The 16,341-nt window shown below is 71.7% G+C and carries 12 protein-coding genes; 8 read left to right on the plus strand and 4 right to left on the minus strand.

Going from position 1 to position 16,341, the window contains the following annotated elements; translation table 11 throughout:
• The first annotated feature begins 326 nt into the window (after positions 1-326).
• From xylB to AB0P41_RS04305, 8 genes are all read left to right on the plus strand, one after another.
• Entirely contained in the window at positions 327-1,808 is a 1,482-nt protein-coding gene (gene xylB / locus AB0P41_RS04270; protein ID WP_356713153.1) for a xylulokinase, read from the plus strand.
• 71 nt (positions 1,809-1,879) lie between these two features.
• The gene (locus tag AB0P41_RS04275; RefSeq protein WP_356713155.1) at positions 1,880-3,160 is read left to right on the plus strand and encodes a VWA domain-containing protein; all 1,281 of its coding nucleotides are present in this window, start codon (positions 1,880-1,882) and stop codon (positions 3,158-3,160) included.
• Positions 3,160-3,984 (plus strand): hypothetical protein, encoded by an 825-nt coding sequence (locus tag AB0P41_RS04280; protein WP_365929974.1) that lies wholly within the window; start codon positions 3,160-3,162, stop codon positions 3,982-3,984. The genes AB0P41_RS04275 and AB0P41_RS04280 overlap by 1 nt, the downstream gene beginning before the upstream one ends.
• A 193-nt stretch (positions 3,985-4,177) precedes the next feature.
• Positions 4,178-5,545, plus strand: a complete 1,368-nt coding sequence (locus tag AB0P41_RS04285) for a cytochrome P450 (protein ID WP_356713159.1) — start codon at positions 4,178-4,180, stop codon at positions 5,543-5,545.
• Between the two features lie 99 nt (positions 5,546-5,644).
• Positions 5,645-7,534 (plus strand): ABC transporter ATP-binding protein, encoded by a 1,890-nt coding sequence (locus tag AB0P41_RS04290; protein WP_356713161.1) that lies wholly within the window; start codon positions 5,645-5,647, stop codon positions 7,532-7,534.
• Between the two features lie 98 nt (positions 7,535-7,632).
• On the plus strand, positions 7,633-8,100 hold the full coding sequence (locus AB0P41_RS04295) for a DUF4334 domain-containing protein (protein WP_356713163.1): 468 nt from the start codon (positions 7,633-7,635) through the stop codon (positions 8,098-8,100).
• Between the two features lie 41 nt (positions 8,101-8,141).
• Positions 8,142-9,236 (plus strand): zinc-binding dehydrogenase, encoded by a 1,095-nt coding sequence (locus AB0P41_RS04300; RefSeq protein WP_365929978.1) that lies wholly within the window; start codon positions 8,142-8,144, stop codon positions 9,234-9,236.
• A gap of 157 nt (positions 9,237-9,393) precedes the next feature.
• On the plus strand, positions 9,394-10,590 hold the full coding sequence (locus tag AB0P41_RS04305) for a low temperature requirement protein A (RefSeq protein WP_365929979.1): 1,197 nt from the start codon (positions 9,394-9,396) through the stop codon (positions 10,588-10,590).
• Positions 10,591-10,714: 124 nt separating this feature from the next.
• Here AB0P41_RS04305 and AB0P41_RS04310 read toward each other — a convergent pair whose 3' ends face one another.
• From AB0P41_RS04310 to AB0P41_RS04325, 4 genes are read right to left on the minus strand one after another with little or no spacing between them, the layout of a single operon-like run.
• Positions 10,715-11,698: an ABC transporter substrate-binding protein gene (locus AB0P41_RS04310; protein WP_365929981.1), complete on the minus strand. Its 984-nt coding sequence runs from the start codon at positions 11,696-11,698 to the stop codon at positions 10,715-10,717.
• A gap of 1 nt (position 11,699) precedes the next feature.
• On the minus strand, positions 11,700-13,682 hold the full coding sequence (locus tag AB0P41_RS04315; RefSeq protein ID WP_365929983.1) for an ABC transporter permease subunit: 1,983 nt from the start codon (positions 13,680-13,682) through the stop codon (positions 11,700-11,702).
• Entirely contained in the window at positions 13,682-14,734 is a 1,053-nt protein-coding gene (locus AB0P41_RS04320) for a glycine betaine/L-proline ABC transporter ATP-binding protein (RefSeq protein WP_356713179.1), read from the minus strand. Before AB0P41_RS04320 ends, AB0P41_RS04315 begins: the two co-directional genes overlap by 1 nt.
• Positions 14,731-16,302: a GMC oxidoreductase gene (locus AB0P41_RS04325; protein WP_356713181.1), complete on the minus strand. Its 1,572-nt coding sequence runs from the start codon at positions 16,300-16,302 to the stop codon at positions 14,731-14,733. The genes AB0P41_RS04320 and AB0P41_RS04325 overlap by 4 nt, the downstream gene beginning before the upstream one ends.
• Positions 16,303-16,341: the final 39 nt, after the last annotated feature.

Raw genomic sequence — 16,341 nt, forward strand, 5'->3', positions numbered from 1 at the left:
GCGGGACGCGTCGCGTCACCGAACGGGTCGTTGCCACGCCAGCCCACGGTCCAGAGACCGAAGGTGAACCTGTCCGCGGGAGTGGGGGTGAAGCGATCCGTCATGGTGTGTCCGCCTTCGCCTGCCTGGGGTCCGGAGCCCGTCGCCAGGACCCCGAGCCTATTTGTTCACTGACATGATTAATTATGCACACGGCACCGGGTGGACGTAACCCCCCGGAGGGCGAAACGGGGGCCGCCCCTGTTCCGGACGCCGCCGATCACGTAATTTGTTTGTCGCACTCCCAAAACCCGCACTGCCGGAAACCGCACGAGAAGAGGTAGCCCATGCCGCCGCGTACCGTCGTCATCGGCGTGGACAGCTCCACCCAGTCCACGAAGGCCGCAGTCACGGACACCGGGACCGGTGAGCTGCTGGCCGTCGGCCGCGCCCCGCACGTCGTCTCCGGTGAGGGCGGGGCACGCGAGACCGACCCCGAGGTCTGGTGGCGGGCGCTGTGCGACGCCGTGGCGGCCGGGCTCAAGGAGTCCGGTCTCTCCTCGTCCAGCGTCGTCGGTATCGCCGTCGCGGGTCAGCAGCACGGGCTCGTGGCGCTCGACCGGACCGGCCGCCCGCTGCGCCCCGCGCTCCTGTGGAACGACACGCGCTCCGCGCCCCAGGCCGCCGCGCTCGTCGCCGAGCTGGGCGGCCCCGAGGCATGGACCGCGCGCACGGGCACGGTACCCGTCGCCTCCATGACCGCGACGAAGTGGCGGTGGCTGCGGGAGAACGAGCCGGCGAACGCCGACGCGACGGCCTCCGTGCGGCTGCCCCACGACTTCCTCACGGAGCGGCTCGCGGGCGTCGCCGCGACGGACCCGGGCGACGCGTCGGGCACCTGCTGGTACTCCACCGCAACGGGCGCCTACGACCCGGAGCTGCTGGACCGGCTCGGTCTGGACCTCTCCATGCTGCCCGAGGTCGCGGCGACGGGCGGCACCCGGATCGGCTCCCTCACCGAGTCCGCGGCGGAGGCGCTCGGCCTGCCGGCCGGGATCGCCGTGGCGGCCGGCACCGGCGACAACATGAGCGCCGCGGTGGGTCTCGGCCTGGGCGGGGCGGGGCTGCTGGACCACCCCGTCCTGAGCCTCGGCACCTCCGGCACGGTCTTCGCCGCCTCCCGGACCCGCCCGGCGTCCACGGCCCTCTCCGGCTTCGCCGCCGCCGACGGTACGTACCTCCCGCTGGCCTGCACGCTCAACTGCACCCTGGCCGTCGACAAGGTGGCCTCCCTGCTGGGGCTGCACCGCGACGACGCGACGCCCGGCGGCGAGGCCGTCCTCCTCCCGTACCTCGACGGGGAACGCACCCCTGACCTGCCCACCTCCTCCGGGCTCCTCACCGGGCTCCGGCACGACACCACACCGCAGCAGCTGCTGGGCGCGGCGTACGAGGGCGCGGCCTTCACCGTCCTGCGGGCGCTCGACGAGCTCCTGCTGGCCTGCGGCCTCGACCCGGCCGACCCCGAGGTCGCGAGCCGGCCACTGCGGCTGATCGGCGGCGGCGCCCAGGGCCGCACATGGGTGGAGACCGTACGCCGGCTCTCCGGCCGGCCCCTGATCGTGCCGGGCAGCGGCGAACTGGTCGCGCTGGGTGCGGCCGCCCTGGCCGCCTCCGCGGCGGGCGGCGGCGACCCCGTCGCCGTCGCGACGCGCTGGAACGCCGCGTCGGACGATGCCGAACTCCCGCCGCTGGAACGGGACACCGCGACCTGGGAGCGCGTCGGTTCGGTGCTGGACAGGGCTGCGGAGCCCCTGCTCCGCGGATGAGGCAGGGGCCCGAAATCGCGTCCGGCGCACGCGTTTTGGGGATGACCGTGGATCTTCAATAGGATCCGGCGATGATCATAAGAAAACGGCTGACGGCCGGGGTGTGCGTCCTGCTCGCCACCCTGGCCGCCGGGCTCGGCACCGCCCTTCCGGCCGCCGCAGACGAACCCCCCACCGCACCATCACCCAAGGTCGAACTGGTCCTTGACGTCAGCGGCTCCATGCGCACCCGCGACATCGACGGCGAGTCCCGTATATCCGCCGCCAAGCAGGCGTTCAACGACGTCCTGGACGCGGTGCCCGAGGAGGTGGAGCTCGGCATCCGTACGCTCGGCGCCGACTACCCGGGCGACGACCGGAAGGTCGGCTGCAAGGACACCAAGCAGCTCTACCCCGTCGGTCCGCTCGACCGTACCGAGGCCAAGACCGCGGTGGCCACTCTGGCGCCGACCGGCTGGACCCCGATCGGTCCCGCCCTGCTCGGCGCCGCCGACGACCTCGAGGGCGGCGACGCCACCCGGCGGATCGTCCTGATCACCGACGGCGAGGACACCTGCGGCCCGCTCGACCCGTGCGAGGTCGCGCGCGACATCGCCGCCCGGGGGATCCACCTGGTCATCGACACGCTGGGCCTGGTGCCGAACGCCAAGATCCGCCAGCAGCTGACCTGCATCGCCGAGGCCACCGGCGGTACCTACACGGCGGTCCAGCACACCGATGAACTCTCCGGCCGCGTCAAGCAGTTGGTGGACCGCGCCGCGGAGCCCGTCATCACCCCCGTGGCGACCGAGGGTGCGGGCAGCTGCTCCGCGGCCCCGGAGCTGAAGGCCGGGCTCTACACCGACCGCCAGGAGATCGGCAAGCACCGCTGGTACCGGGTGGACGTCCTGCCCGGACAGGAGTTGCGCGCCTCGGTGAGCGTGGCGGCGGACCGCGCCGTCAACGACGACTACGGGATCCTGCTCCGCGCGGTGACCGCCCACGGACGTGAGATCGTCCGGGGCTCGGAGTCCGGCACGGGACGTACGGACGCCGTCTCCACCGGGCTGCGCTACCCGAAGCCCGAACCGGACGACGCGGACGACGCGGATCTGAAGCCCGCCGCCGAGACCGTCTGTCTCCAGCTCAGCAACTCCTTCTCGGCACCCCCGTCCGTGAAGACCACTCCCGGCATGCCCGTCGAGCTCACCATCGACGTCGTGGACGCTCCCGACGACGCCTCCGACGTCGCCGCCTTCGGCCTGGGCCGTGGCTGGTGGCTGCTGGGCGTCATGGTGCTGACCGGACTGATCGCGGGTCTGCTGTTCGGCTGGATCTCGCGCTGGCGCGTCGCCGTATGGAGGACCAACTGATGCGTACCACCCGCAGAACCACCTTCGGACGCGCGTGCGCGGCCGCGCTCCTGGCCGCCTCCACCCTGCTCACCTCGGCGGGCGCCGCCGTCGCCGACGACCCGTCCGCGAGCGCGAGCCCCGCGGAGGACGGGACGGCGGGACCGACCGAGGCCGGCACCACCTTCCGCACCGCCACGGCGATGCGCCAGGAGCAGACGGCCACCGCCGACGCGTCCACGGGTGACTACCTCTACTGGTCGTTCCCGGCGGACTCCGGCCAACGCCCCACCGTCCGCGCCAAGGTGAGCCTTCCGGAGAGCGCCACCCGGCACGGCGCGTCGACCTGGCAGGTCGACGTCTACGACGGGCTGCGCCGCCGGCAGGCCTGCGTGTACGGCCACCAGACCAGGAAGGCCGCACCGGACGCGGGCACCGTCGAGCTGTCCTGTGTGCTGCGTACGGTCCGCGCCTGGTCCGAGCCGTGGGCGTCCGACCCGCTGCCCGGCACCTACTACGTGCGCCTGACGGTGGTCGGCCTGGCCGAGGAGGACCTCGGTCTGCCGGTCCACGTCGAGACCGAGGTCACCTCCGACAGCCAGGGCGGCGCCCACGACGTGGGCGGCTCCCTCGCCGAACCCCTGGTGCCGGGCGTCTCCGTCGCGTCCGCGCAGGGCGGCGTGCCGGCCGCGGGCGAGCCGGAGGACGGCTGGTCCTCCGGGTGGTGGACCGACCGCTGGCTGTGGACCGTCGGCGGTAGCGTGCTCGCGGCGCTGGCCGCGGTGTTCGGCTACGGCCTCACCCGCGGCGGCGGGCGTCCTTCGCGGGTCCCGCCGGGGGTCTGATCGCGCGGCGCCGGATCCGGGGGCCGCACCCGAAGGCCGCCGGCGAGGGCCGCATCCGAGGGCCGCAGGCTTCACCGCCTGCGGCCCTCGGGCATGTCGGGATCCGGCACACGGATCCCGCTCGAACCCATGGCCGACTGCCGTTAGGCTCTGCAACTCACGTACTCCGCACGGCAGATGACGGGAGTTCCCCATGTCCACGGAAACCGGTGCGGCCCTCGACGCCCAGCCGCGCGGCCACCGGATCGTCCAGGGGCCGAGGGGCCTCCCTCTGCTGGGGAACCTGCCGCAGTTCGGCAAGGACCCCCTGGCCTTCTTCGAGCGGCTGCGCGGGTACGGGGACATGGTCCGCTGGCGCTTCGGCCGCAACGACTGCGTCTTCGTCGCCGACCCCGAGTGTGTCGGGGAACTGCTCACCGAGACGGAACGCACCTTCGACCAGCCGCTGCTGGGCATCGCCTTCCGTACGGTCATGGGCAACGGCGTCGTCGTCGCGCGCGGCAGCGACTGGCGGCGCAAGCGGTCGCTGGTCCAGCCCTCGGTGCGGCCCAAGCAGGTGAAGTCGTACGCCTCCACGATGGCGGCGTGCGCGGTGGAGCTGGCCGACACCTGGTCGGACGGTGAGCGGGTCGACATCAAGCGGGAGATGGCGGCGCTGACGCAGAAGATCGCCGTCCGCACCATCTTCGGCGTGGACACTCCGGCCGACGCGGAGTCGATGGGCCGCGCGATGGACATCGCCCAGCAGGAGATCGGCAAGGAGTTCAGCGGCCTCGGCGCCGTCCTGCCCGACTGGGTGCCCACACCCGGGCGGGCCAGGATCAGGAAGGCCGCGGCGGTGATCGACGCCGAGGTGGGCCGCGTGGTGGCCCGGCATCGCGACGGGGACGGGGAACGCCCCGACCTGCTGAGCCGGCTGCTGACCGCGGTGGACGAGACCGGGGCGCACCTCTCCGACCAGGAGATCCGCGACGAGACCGTCACGCTGTACATCGGCGGTCACGAGACGACCAGTTCCACGCTGGTGTGGGCCTGGTACCTCCTCTCCCGCACTCCGCACGCCCTGGCGGCGCTCACCGAGGAGCTGGACCGGGTCCTCGGCGGCCGGGAGCCGGGGATCGACGACTACGCCCGGCTGCCGTACGCCCAGGCGGTGGTGAAGGAGACCCTCCGGCTGTATCCCACGATCTGGCTGGTCACCGGGATCGCCAAGGAGGGAGCCCGGATCGGCGGCGTACCGATGCCGGAGGGGACGCGGGTGTGGAGCAGCCAGTGGGCCACGCACCGGGACGGACGGTGGTTCCCGGAGCCCGAGGCGTTCCGCCCTGAGCGCTGGGACCCGGAGGCCGGGGACGAGATCCCGGAGTACGCCTGGTTCCCGTTCGGCGGCGGGCCCCGGGTGTGCCTCGGTACGCGTTTCGCGATGGTGGAGTCGGTGCTGATCCTCGCCGTCCTGGCGCGCCGGTTCCGGCTGGAGGTGGACCCGGGCCCCGTCGCTCCCGTACCGACGCTGACCCTGCAGCCCGACCGGGAGGTCATGGCGACCGTACGGGCGCGCTGAACGCGCCGACGGGTGAAGCCGGCCGGGAACACTTGACCTCACGTTTACTTGAGGTCCTAGCGTGCCACGCATACCGACCGACCTTCCCGGAGGCACCGCATGGACATGGAAGTCACCGCGTGGCATTCACTGCACAGCACCGTGAACGCGCAGCAGGACCGCAGACCCTTCTCCAGGGCCACGCTGCGCCGCATCGGAAGCTTCGCCCGGCCGCACCGGGACAGGATTCTCCGCTTCCTGCTCCTCAGCGTGGTCACCGCTCTGCTGGCGGTGGCGACACCGGTGCTCGCCGGACGGGTCGTCGACGCGATCGTGCGGGGCGAGGACGGCGGCACGGTCACCCGGCTCGCCCTGCTGATCGCCCTGATCGCCGTCGCGGAGGCGGGGCTCGGGCTTCTCACCCGGTGGCTCTCGGCCACCCTCGGTGAGGGGCTGATCCTCGATCTGCGTACCGCCGTCTTCGACCACGTGCAGCGCATGCCCGTCGCCTTCTTCACCCGCACCAGGACCGGTGCGCTGGTCAGCCGGCTCAACAACGACGTGATCGGCGCCCAGCGGGCGTTCAGCAACACGCTCTCCGGCGTCGTCTCCAATCTCGTCACCCTGCTGCTGACCCTGGCCGTGATGCTCACGATCTCCTGGCAGATCACCCTGCTCGCCCTGGTGCTGCTGCCGGTGTTCGTCGTCCCCGCCCGCCGGATGGGCTCCCGCATGGCCGGTCTCCAGCGGGAGGCCGCCGGCCACAACGCCACCATGGGCACCCAGATGACCGAGCGCTTCTCGGCGCCGGGCGCGACGCTCATCAAGCTCTTCGGACGGCCTGCCGACGAGTCCGCCGAATTCGCCGCCCGCGCCGGCCGGGTGCGTGACATCGGCATCCGTACGGCGATGCTTCAGTCCACCTTCATCACGGCGCTCACCCTGGTCTCGGCGCTGGCCCTCGCGCTGGTCTACGGGCTCGGCGGCCACTACGCGCTGCGCGGCAGCCTGGAGCCCGGGGCGATCGTCGCGCTGGCCCTGCTCCTCACCCGGCTCTACGCACCGCTCACGGCACTGGCAGGGGCCCGTGTCGAGGTGATGAGCGCCCTCGTCAGCTTCGAGCGGGTCTTCGAGATCCTCGACCTGAAGCCGTTGATCACCGAGAAGCCCGATGCCCGCCGGGTGCCGGAAGGGCCGGTCTCCGTGGAGTTCGACGGGGTCTCCTTCGGCTACCCCACCGCCGACAAGGTCTCCCTCGCCTCTCTCGAAGAGGTCGCCACGCTGGACTCCGGCGGCGGCACACAGGTGCTGCACGACGTCTCCTTCACGGCCGGGCCGGGCCGGATGGTCGCACTCGTGGGCTCCTCCGGCGCCGGGAAGTCGACGATCGCGCAGCTCCTCCCCCGGCTGTACGACACCGACGCGGGCGCCGTGCGGCTGAACGGGGTGGACGTACGCGATCTGACGGCCGACTCGATCCGGGAGACGCTCGGCATGGTCACCCAGGACGGGCACCTCTTCCACGAGTCGGTGCGCGCCAATCTGCTGCTCGCCCGGCCGGAGGCCACCGAGGAGGAGATCTGGGACGCTCTACGGCGCTCCCGCCTGGACGGCCTGGTGGCGTCGCTGCCCGAGGGGCTGGACACCGTCGTCGGCGAGCGTGGCTACCGTCTCTCCGGCGGCGAACGTCAGCGGCTCACCATCGCCCGGCTGCTGCTGGCCCGTCAGCGGGTGGTGATCCTCGACGAGGCGACCGCCCACCTGGACTCCACCTCGGAGGCGGCCGTCCAGGAGGCACTGGCCGAGGCCCTGGAAGGCCGTACGGCCGTGGTCATCGCGCACCGGCTGTCGACGGTGCGTGCGGCGGACCTGATCCTGGTCGTCGAGGAAGGCCGGGTCGTCGAACGCGGCACGCACGAGGAGCTGCTGGCCGCCGGAGGGCGGTACGAGGAACTGCACCGCACGCAGTTCGAACGGCCGGGGGACGCGAAGGCCCAGGCGCTGCACTGACCGGCGGGCGGCACGACCGCCCCGCCCGCTCCCTGGCCCTCCACGCAACAGTGATACATACTACGGATGCTTGTTTCACACCGATGTGGAGGGAAGCCATGGAGATCGACGAGGCACGGACCCTGTTCGCCGCCCTGCGCGCCAAGGACTCCGCCGTCCCGGCCGACGAACTCGACGCCGTCTGGGCGGTGTTGCCGACCGTCCGGGTGGAGGAGATCCTCGGCGAGTGGCGGGGTGGCGAGTTCGAGACCGGACATCCGCTCAACGGGATGCTGCAGAAGGCCGGCTGGTACGGCAAGACGTTCCTCTCGGCCGGCGACGCGAAGCCGCTCATGATGCGGGGGAAGGACGGCGGGCTCTACAGCGACACCGAACTCGGCAAGGGAGAGGCGAGCCTGTGGATGGTCGAGTTCCGGGGCGAGTCGACGGCCACCATGGTCTACGACGGCCAGCCGGTGTTCGACCACTTCAAGGCGGTCGACGACCGCACCCTGATGGGGATCATGAACCGCAAGGGCGTCGGCCCGGACGGCCCCTTCTACTACTTCTACCTCGACCGCGTCTGAGCGGGGGCGAGGTGTCCGGCCGACGGAGACGGAGCTGATGCGTGAGAGCCGCAGTGGTGGACGCGCTGGGCGGTGGATTCGCCCTCCAGGACATCGACATCGCCGAGCCCACGGGCCGCGAGGTGCTGGTGGAGGTGAGGGCGTCCGGTCTCTGCCACACCGACCTCACCGTCGCCACCCACGCCTTCGGTGACTTCCCCCCGCCCGTCGTCCTGGGACACGAGATCGCCGGTGTCGTCGTCGCCGTGGGCCCGGACTCCCGGACGTTCGCGGCCGGGGACCACGTCGTGGGCTGCCTCGTCCAGTGGTGCGGCCACTGCCCGGCGTGCCTCGGCGGCCGGACCTACCGGTGCGGCGATCCCGGGGCGACGCTGCGCGATCCCCTGCGTGAGGGTCCACGGCTCAGCCGCGCCGGCCGGCCCCTCACCCAGGGGATGGGGCTGGGCGGCTTCGCGGAGCGGGCACTGGTCCACGAGAACCAGCTGACCGCCGTACCGCGCAGGCTGCCCTTCGCCCAGGCGGCTCTCCTGGGGTGCGGGGTGCTGACCGGCGCGGGGTCCGTCCTCAACGGGGCGCGCGTCGCGGCGGGCGAGACCGTCGCGGTGATCGGCGCCGGGGGCGTGGGGCTCAACGCGGTGGGCGCGGCGCGGATCGCCGGGGCTTCCCGCATCGTCGCGGTCGACGTCCGGGGCGGCACACTACGGCGTGCGCTCGCCTTCGGCGCCACGGACGTGGTCAACTCAGCCACCACGGACGCCGTCACGGCCGTCCGCGAGCTGACCGGCGGGGGCGTGCAGCACGCCTTCGACGTCGTCGGGGTGGCTGCGACGACGGATCAGGCGCTGCGCATGACGGCCCTCGGGGGCTCCGTGTACGTCGTGGGCCTGGCCGGAAGCGGAGGAGACCTCAAGCTGTCGCTGCCCCGGCTGCTGCTGCAGCAGAAAGGGATCCAGGGGTTGATCATGGGATCCGCGAACCCTCGGCGTGACATCCCCCGTTACGCGGACCTGTATCTGCGGGGACTCATGAACCTCGACGACCTCGTCTCCCGGGAGATCGCCCTGGACGAGATCGACGCCGGATACGCGGCCCTCCAGGACCCTGACGTGGCACGGGTCGTCATCACATCCCTCTAGAGAGCGCTCGCACGGTCGGTGCCGGGGGGGACCGCCGGGGGCGGCCTGTCCGCGTTGCGTGTTCCAGCGGACGGCTCGTAACGTGACCGGTGACCGCGGAGCCGATCATTCCGGCCGCGGCCGGCACATCCCCTCCCACCGCTGAAACCGGGTACGCATGAGTCAGTCACACTCCCCCTTCGGCGCATGGATCCGGCCGATGACCGCCCGTCACACCGGCGAGGAGCACCGCTCGGCGACGATGCTCGAGCTGTTCTTCGACCTGTGTTTCGTCGCCGCGGTCGCCCAGGCGGCGGTCGCCTTCGAGCACGAACTCGCCGAGGGCCACGTCGGGCACGGGATCCTCGGCTACGCCATGGTGTTCTTCGCGATCTGGTGGGCCTGGATGAACTTCACCTGGTTCGCCTCCGCGTACGACACCGACGACGTCCCGTACCGGTTGCTGACGCTGGTGCAGATCGCTGGTGCGCTCGTCCTGGCCGCTGGTGCGGCCGAGGCCCTCCAGCACGAGGACTTCACCGTCATCACCTGGGGCTACGTGATCATGCGGCTGGCCATGGTCACCCAATGGCTGCGCGCCGCCCGCGCCGATCGCGAACGGAGGCGCTCCTGCCTGCGTTACGCGGTCGGCATCCTGATCGTGCAGGTCGGCTGGGTCGCCCGCCTGGCGCTGCCGGAGGACTGGGGCCTGCCGACGTTCGCCGTCCTGGTCCTGGCCGAGATCGCCGTCCCCGTGTGGGCCGAGAACGCGGCCATGACCACCTGGCACCCGCACCACATCGCCGAACGCTACGGCCTGTTCACCCTCATCGTGCTCGGCGAGACCATCACCGCGGCGACCGCGGCCGTCCGCACCGCTCTCGACGAAGAGGCCGCGCTCGGCGACATCGCGACCCTGGTCGTCGGCGGCGTACTGACCGTGTTCGCCCTGTGGTGGCTCTACTTCTCGCAGAACGCCCCGCAACGGCTCACCGGCCTCAAGGCGGCGCTCCTGTGGGGCTACGGCCACTACCTCGTCTTCGCCTCGGCTGCCGCGGTCGGCGCCGGGCTCGCCGTCAACGTCGCCCACGCCACCGGTCACGGCCACCTCTCCGACCGCGCCGCCGCAGCCACCTTCACCGTCCCCGTGGCCGTCTTCGTGACCCTGGTGTGGCTGCTGCACCACCGCACGGCGGAGCTCCGCAGCCGTAACGACCTCATCCACCCGGTGGCCGTCCTCGCCGTACTGGCCATGACGTTCACCCCGCTCCCGGTGCTCGCCACCGGCCTCCTGGCCGCCGCGCTGGTCACCGCGACGCTGGTGGTGGCGGCGCGTGCGCGCGGCGGGGACGGTCTCCCGAGCGAGGGATCCTAGGGAGAACACGGCCCGCACGCGGGCAGGGGCGTCGGCCACGTGGCTGGCGGGCCCCCGATGCCACGCCAGCCGCCGCGGCAGGTGCCGCGGCGGCTGACAGGGGCCGAAGGTGTCCCGGCTCAGATCACTCGTCCAGCCACTTCTTCCAGGTGGCCGGGTGCTTCTCGATCCAGTGGGCGGCCGCCTCGTCGGGTGACAGGCGTTCGGAGGCGATCATCTCGGAGACCTCGTTCTGGTCCTTCTCCGACCACGTGAACTTCTTCAGGAAGGCGGCGGCCTCCCCGCCGCGCTTCGAGAAGTCCGCGTTGAGGTACTTCTGGAGCGGTGTCGTCGGGTAGGCGCAGTCGATGTCCGCGGGGTCCTTGGCCGCGCAGGCGTCGGAGTACTCCGGGAGCTTCACCTCGACCATCGGTACCTCGTTGAACAGCCACTGCGGCTGGTACCAGTAGCTGAGGAAGGGCTTCTTCTCCTTGGCGAACTGCTGCATCTGCGTGATCTGCGCGGCCTCGGAACCGGCGAAGACGACCTTGTAGTCCAGGCCGAGGTTCTTCACCAGCGCCTTGTCGTTGGTGACGTAGGACGGTGAACCGTCCATCAGCTGGCCCTTGTCGCCGCTCTCCGCGGTGCGCAGCTCGTCGGCGTACTTGTCGAGGTTCTTCCAGTCCGTGACGTCAGGGTGCTCGTCCGCCCAGTACTTGGGGACGTACCAGCCGATGTGGCCCGTGACTCCGAGGTCGCCCCCGGAGACGATGGTCTTCTTGTCCTTGACGTACAGCTGCTCCTGCTCGGGGTGGCCCCAGTCCTCCAGGATGGCGTCCACCCGGCCCTGGCTGAGGGCGTCCCAGGCAGGGACCTCGTCGGTCTGTACGAGGTCGACGCGGTAGCCGAGCTCGTCCTCCAGGATCTTCTGCGCGACGGCGACGTTGGCCTGTGCGCCGACCCAGGACTGGACGGAGAGAGTCACGGTCTTGATGTCGGCGGGGGCCGCGAACGGTGAGGCCTGCTTGGTCATGTCGGCCGCTCCGCAGCCGGTGACGGCCAGCAGCGCGCCGGCGGAGGCGACGATCGCGGAGGTGCGGAGGCGTGCGTGGGTTCGGGTGTGAGCCATCTCAGCTCTCCTTCCGCTGGCGGCGGGCGGTGGGCTGGGTGACACGGTCCAGCATCAGCCCCAGGCAGACGATGGCGGCGCCGGCGACGAGGCCGGTGGCCAGGTCGCCCTGGGCGAGGCCGAACACGACCTCGTAGCCGAGCGCGCCGGAGCCGACGAGACCGCCGATGATGACGACCGCGAGGACCAGGACGACGCCCTGGTTGACGGCCAGCAGCAGCGCGGGCCTGGCCAACGGGATCTGGACCTGGCGCAGTTGCTGTCCGCTGGTGGCGCCGAGCGAGCGGGCGCACTCCATCGCGGCGGGGTCGACGCCCCGCAGTCCCTGGGTGGTGATGCGGACGACGGCGGGGAGCGCGTAGACGACGGCCGCCGCGGCGGCGGGGGCGCGGCCCACGCCGAAGAGGGCGACGACCGGGATGAGGTAGACGAACTGCGGCATCGTCTGGAAGACGTCCAGGACGGGCCGCAGCAGCCGTTCGAGGCGCCGGCTGCGCGCGGCGCCTACGGCGATGCCGAAGCCCAGGACCAGGGTGACGGCGACGGCGGCGATGACCTGGCTGAGGGTGTCCATCGACAGGTCCCACACGCCGAGGACCCCGATGGCGGCCATGGCCAGCACGGCGGTGAGCGCGGTCCGCCAGGTTCCGATGGTCCAGGCGAGGGCGGCGACGATCAGCAGCACGCCCCACCAGGGCAGGCCCTGCAGTCCGCTGCGGAGCGGGTTGAGTACCCAGTTGGTGAAGTGCGCGGCCCAGTCGGCGGTTCCGCCGATGACGGGGATGCCGGTGTAGAGGTGGTCGACCATCCAGTCCTTGGCCGTGTTGACCGGTTCCGCGATGGCGACGACGCCGCCCTCGGGCCAGATGCGGCCACCGGTGAAGCGGCCCACGACGGTTACGGCGGCGGCAACAAGGGCGGCGAGCCCCCAGCCGCGTACCCCGCGCAGCGCCTGGGGTCCGGTGGGTTCCGTACCGATCTTCCGGCCGGCCGCCTCGGTCGTACGGTCCAGCACGACGGCCAGCAGCACGATGGGGATGCCCGCGGCGAGCGCGGCCCCGACGTCGACGGAGGAGAGCGCCTGGTAGACGCGGTCGCCGAGACCGCCGGCGCCGATCACGGAAGCGATGACGGCCATGGACAGCGCCATCATGATGGTCTGGTTGAGGCCGAGGAGCAGTTCCTTGCGGGCCAGCGGCAGGCGTGCGCTGAGCAGGCGCTGCCTGCCGGTCGCGCCGAGCGAGGCGACGGCCTCCATGACGCCCGCGTCGGCGCCGCGCAGTCCGAGTGCGGTGAGCCGGGCCATCGGCGGAGCCGCGTAGACGACGGTCGCGAGGACCGCGCCGGGCACGCCGATGCCGAAGACCAGCACGACGGGCAGCAGATAGGCGAATGCGGGCAGTACCTGCATGGTGTCCAGGACGGGCCGCAGGACACGGAACGTACGGTCCGAGAGGCCGGCGGCGAGTCCCAGGAGGAGCCCCAGCACCACGGAGGTGAGGACCGCGACGGCCATCAGGGCGAGGGTCTGCATGGTCGGCACCCACATGCCGAGCAGCCCGCAGACGAGGAAGGAGACTCCGGCGGTCAGCGCGAGGCGCCATCCCGCCGTACGCCAGGCGACCAGCGTGGCGACGGCGGTGACGCCGGCCCAGCCGACGGCGAGCAGTGCCAGGTAGACCCCGCGCACCGACAGGACGACGGCGTTGCTGATGTGGCCGAAGAAGTAGAGGAACAGCGGGTGGCTGTCGCGGTTGCCGATGATCCAGTCGTTGACCTCACCGAGCGGTCCGCTCAGGTCGACGGTCAGGGCGCCGGGCCAGAGTCCGCCGCCCCACCGGGCGTGGGCGAAGGGTACGGCGACGGCGGCGATCACCAGCAGCAGGAGGACCTTGCCGAGGGCGGGCCGGGCGCGCAGGGCGGCGAGCGGGCCGCTCCCCGGGGGTCCGGACGCGGTACGGGTGGTGGCTTGGGCGGTGGCCATCAGACAGCCACCTCGCGGCGCTCCGAACCCGCGACCACGTCGAGCAGGCACGCGTGGTCGACGACACCGAGGAGCCTGCCGCCCTCCATGACGCGGGCGACGGGGTCGCCGGAGCGGGCGACGGCCTCGATGGCTTCGGAGACGGTGGCGCCCGGCCGGACGGCGGGACCGGTGCCGCCCTCGCCCTGGGTCGGCGGACGCATGGCGGTGGTGACGGTGAGGACCTGTTCGCGCGGGACGTCCCGGACGAATTCGCGTACGTAGTCGTCGGCGGGCGAGCCGACGATCTCCTCGGGGGTGCCGAGCTGGACGATGCCGCCGTCACGCATCAGCGCGATGCGGGTACCCAGGCGGAGCGCCTCGCTGAGGTCGTGCGTGATGAAGACCATCGTGCGGCCCTCCTCGCGGTGCAACCGGACGACCTCGTCCTGCATCTCGCGCCGGATCAGCGGGTCGAGCGCGCTGAACGGTTCGTCGAAGAGGAGGACGGACGGGTCGACGGCGAGCGCGCGGGCGAGGCCGACGCGCTGCTGCTGACCGCCGGAGAGCTGGGCGGGGCGGCGCTCCTCGAGGCCCGCGAGGCCGACCTTCTCGACCAGTTCGGCGGCCTTGGCCCGGCGTTCGGCCTTGCCGAGGCCCTGGATCTCCAGCCCGTAGGCGACGTTGTCGAGGACGGTGCGGTGCGGCAGCAGACCGAAGTGCTGGAAGACCATCGCGGCGCGGTGGCGGCGTAGTTCGCGCAGCCGGGTGGTGTCCATCGCCAGCACGTCCTCGCCGTCGATGGCGAGGGAACCGCTGGTGGGCTCGATGAGCCTGGTCAGACAGCGTACGAGGGTGGACTTGCCGGAGCCCGACAGGCCCATGACCACGAAGACCTCCCCCTTCTGGACGTCGAAGGAGACGTCGCGCACGGCGGCGGTGCAGCCGGTGCGCTCGCGCAGTTCGGCGGGGGGCAGTGCGGCGTACTCGCTGCCGGGGATGCGGTCCGCCTTGGGTCCGAAGACCTTCCAGAGGTCCTTGACGCTGAACACAGGGGTACTGGCTTCGGTCATCGGACATCGCCTCCGGTGGTCGGGGTCGCTCGGATCAGCTCGGCGCACTTCTCGCCCACCATCAGCACGCCGATCATGGGGTTCACCGCGGGCATGGTGGGGAAGACGGACGCGTCGGCGATCCGGATGCCCTCCAGACCCTGGATCCGCAGCTGGGGGTCGACGACGGCCGCCGGGTCGCCCTCGGCCCCGATCCGGCAGGTGCCGGCCGGGTGGTAGACGGTGTGCGCGACCTTGCGGGCGTACTCGCTGATGTCCTCGTCGGACGTGACCTCGGGACCCGGGCACACCTCACGCTTGAGCCAGTGGGCCAGCGGTTCGGTCTTCGCTATCTCGCGGGCGAGCTTGATGCCGTCGACCAGGGTACGGCCGTCGTAGTCGTCCTCATCGGTGAAGTAGCGGAAGTCCAGGGCCGGTTTGACCTCGGGGTCGGCGCTGGTGAGGTAGAGGCGGCCGCGGCTGCGCGGCTTGGGGATGTTCGGGGTCATCGACACACCGTGCTCGGGCTTCTCGTAGCCGAGGCGCTCCGGATTGTCGGTGAAGGGGATCTGGTAGAAGTGGAACATCAGGTCGGGGCCCCGGGATCCGGGGTCTCGCCGCACGAACAGGCCCGCGTCGGAGTCCATCGCGGAGTTCTCCGGGATCGGCCCGTCGGTCTCCCAGACGATGACCGACTCGGGGTGGTCGAGCAGGTTCTCGCCGACTGCCGGTGCGTCGTGGAGGACGGGGATGCCGAGCGCGGTGAGGTCCTTCGCCGGGCCGATCCCGGAGTGCATCAGCAGCCGGGGCGTGTCCACCGCGCCCGCGCAGACGATGACTTCACGGGCGGCGCGCAGCAGCTTCTCCTCGCCGTCCTCGGTGCGTACGTGCACCCCGGTGGCCCGGTTGCCGTCGAACTCCAGGCGGTACGCCCATGTCTCCAGCAGGATCGAGAGGTTGGGGCGGTCACCGGCCTCGATGTGCGGGTGGAGGTAGGCGACGGACGCGGAGGAGCGCTTGTTGTTCTCCGGGTGGTAGGCCAGGTCGAAGAAGCCGGCGCCCTCGTGGAAGGGCTTCTTGTTGAAGCTGTCCACGCGCGGGACACCGGCCGCCGCCTGGGCGGCGTCGACGAAGTCGCGGGCGATGGCGTTCCGGTCCTTCTCGTCGACGGGCACGATGTTGTTGCGCAGCCGGGCGAAGTAGGGGTCCATCGCGGCGGCGTCCCAGCCGTCGGCACCGGCCTCGGCCCATTCGTCCCAGTCTCCGGGCAGCGGCTTGAAGCTGATCAGCGTGTTGTGCGAGGAGCAGCCGCCGAGGACGCGGGCGCGGCTGTGCCGGATGTGGGAGTTGCCGCGGGGCTGTTCGGTGGTGGGGTAGTCGTAGTCCAGGTCGCCGCCGAGGAGGCCGAGCCAGCGGCGGAGGGTGAGGACGTCATCGCGGTCGATGTCGGTGGGGCCGCCCTCGATGACGGTGACGGTGACGTCGGGGTCCTCGGTGAGGCGGGAGGCTATGACCGAGCCGGCGGTGCCGCCTCCGACGATCACGTAGTCGACAGGTTCGGGGCGTGCGGTGCTGGGGGACGGGGGCATCGGTTGCTCCTTCTGCAAGGTGCTGGCGTGTGTGTGGTG

The sequence above is a fragment of the Streptomyces sp. NPDC079167 genome, from assembly GCF_040686735.1.
Lineage (GTDB): Bacteria > Actinomycetota > Actinomycetes > Streptomycetales > Streptomycetaceae > Streptomyces.

What these genes read in the sequence shown, in the direction of transcription:
- xylB (WP_356713153.1), top strand. Translation starts at nt 327, where the DNA reads ATGCCGCCGCGTACCGTCGTCATCGGCGTGGACAGCTCCACCCAGTCC.
- AB0P41_RS04275 (WP_356713155.1), top strand. Translation starts at nt 1,880, where the DNA reads ATGATCATAAGAAAACGGCTGACGGCCGGGGTGTGCGTCCTGCTCGCC.
- AB0P41_RS04280 (WP_365929974.1), top strand. Translation starts at nt 3,160, where the DNA reads ATGCGTACCACCCGCAGAACCACCTTCGGACGCGCGTGCGCGGCCGCG.
- AB0P41_RS04285 (WP_356713159.1), top strand. Translation starts at nt 4,178, where the DNA reads ATGTCCACGGAAACCGGTGCGGCCCTCGACGCCCAGCCGCGCGGCCAC.
- AB0P41_RS04290 (WP_356713161.1), top strand. Translation starts at nt 5,645, where the DNA reads ATGGACATGGAAGTCACCGCGTGGCATTCACTGCACAGCACCGTGAAC.
- AB0P41_RS04295 (WP_356713163.1), top strand. Translation starts at nt 7,633, where the DNA reads ATGGAGATCGACGAGGCACGGACCCTGTTCGCCGCCCTGCGCGCCAAG.
- AB0P41_RS04305 (WP_365929979.1), top strand. Translation starts at nt 9,394, where the DNA reads ATGAGTCAGTCACACTCCCCCTTCGGCGCATGGATCCGGCCGATGACC.
- AB0P41_RS04310 (WP_365929981.1), bottom strand. Translation starts at nt 11,698, where the DNA reads ATGGCTCACACCCGAACCCACGCACGCCTCCGCACCTCCGCGATCGTC.
- AB0P41_RS04315 (WP_365929983.1), bottom strand. Translation starts at nt 13,682, where the DNA reads ATGGCCACCGCCCAAGCCACCACCCGTACCGCGTCCGGACCCCCGGGG.
- AB0P41_RS04320 (WP_356713179.1), bottom strand. Translation starts at nt 14,734, where the DNA reads ATGACCGAAGCCAGTACCCCTGTGTTCAGCGTCAAGGACCTCTGGAAG.
- AB0P41_RS04325 (WP_356713181.1), bottom strand. Translation starts at nt 16,302, where the DNA reads ATGCCCCCGTCCCCCAGCACCGCACGCCCCGAACCTGTCGACTACGTG.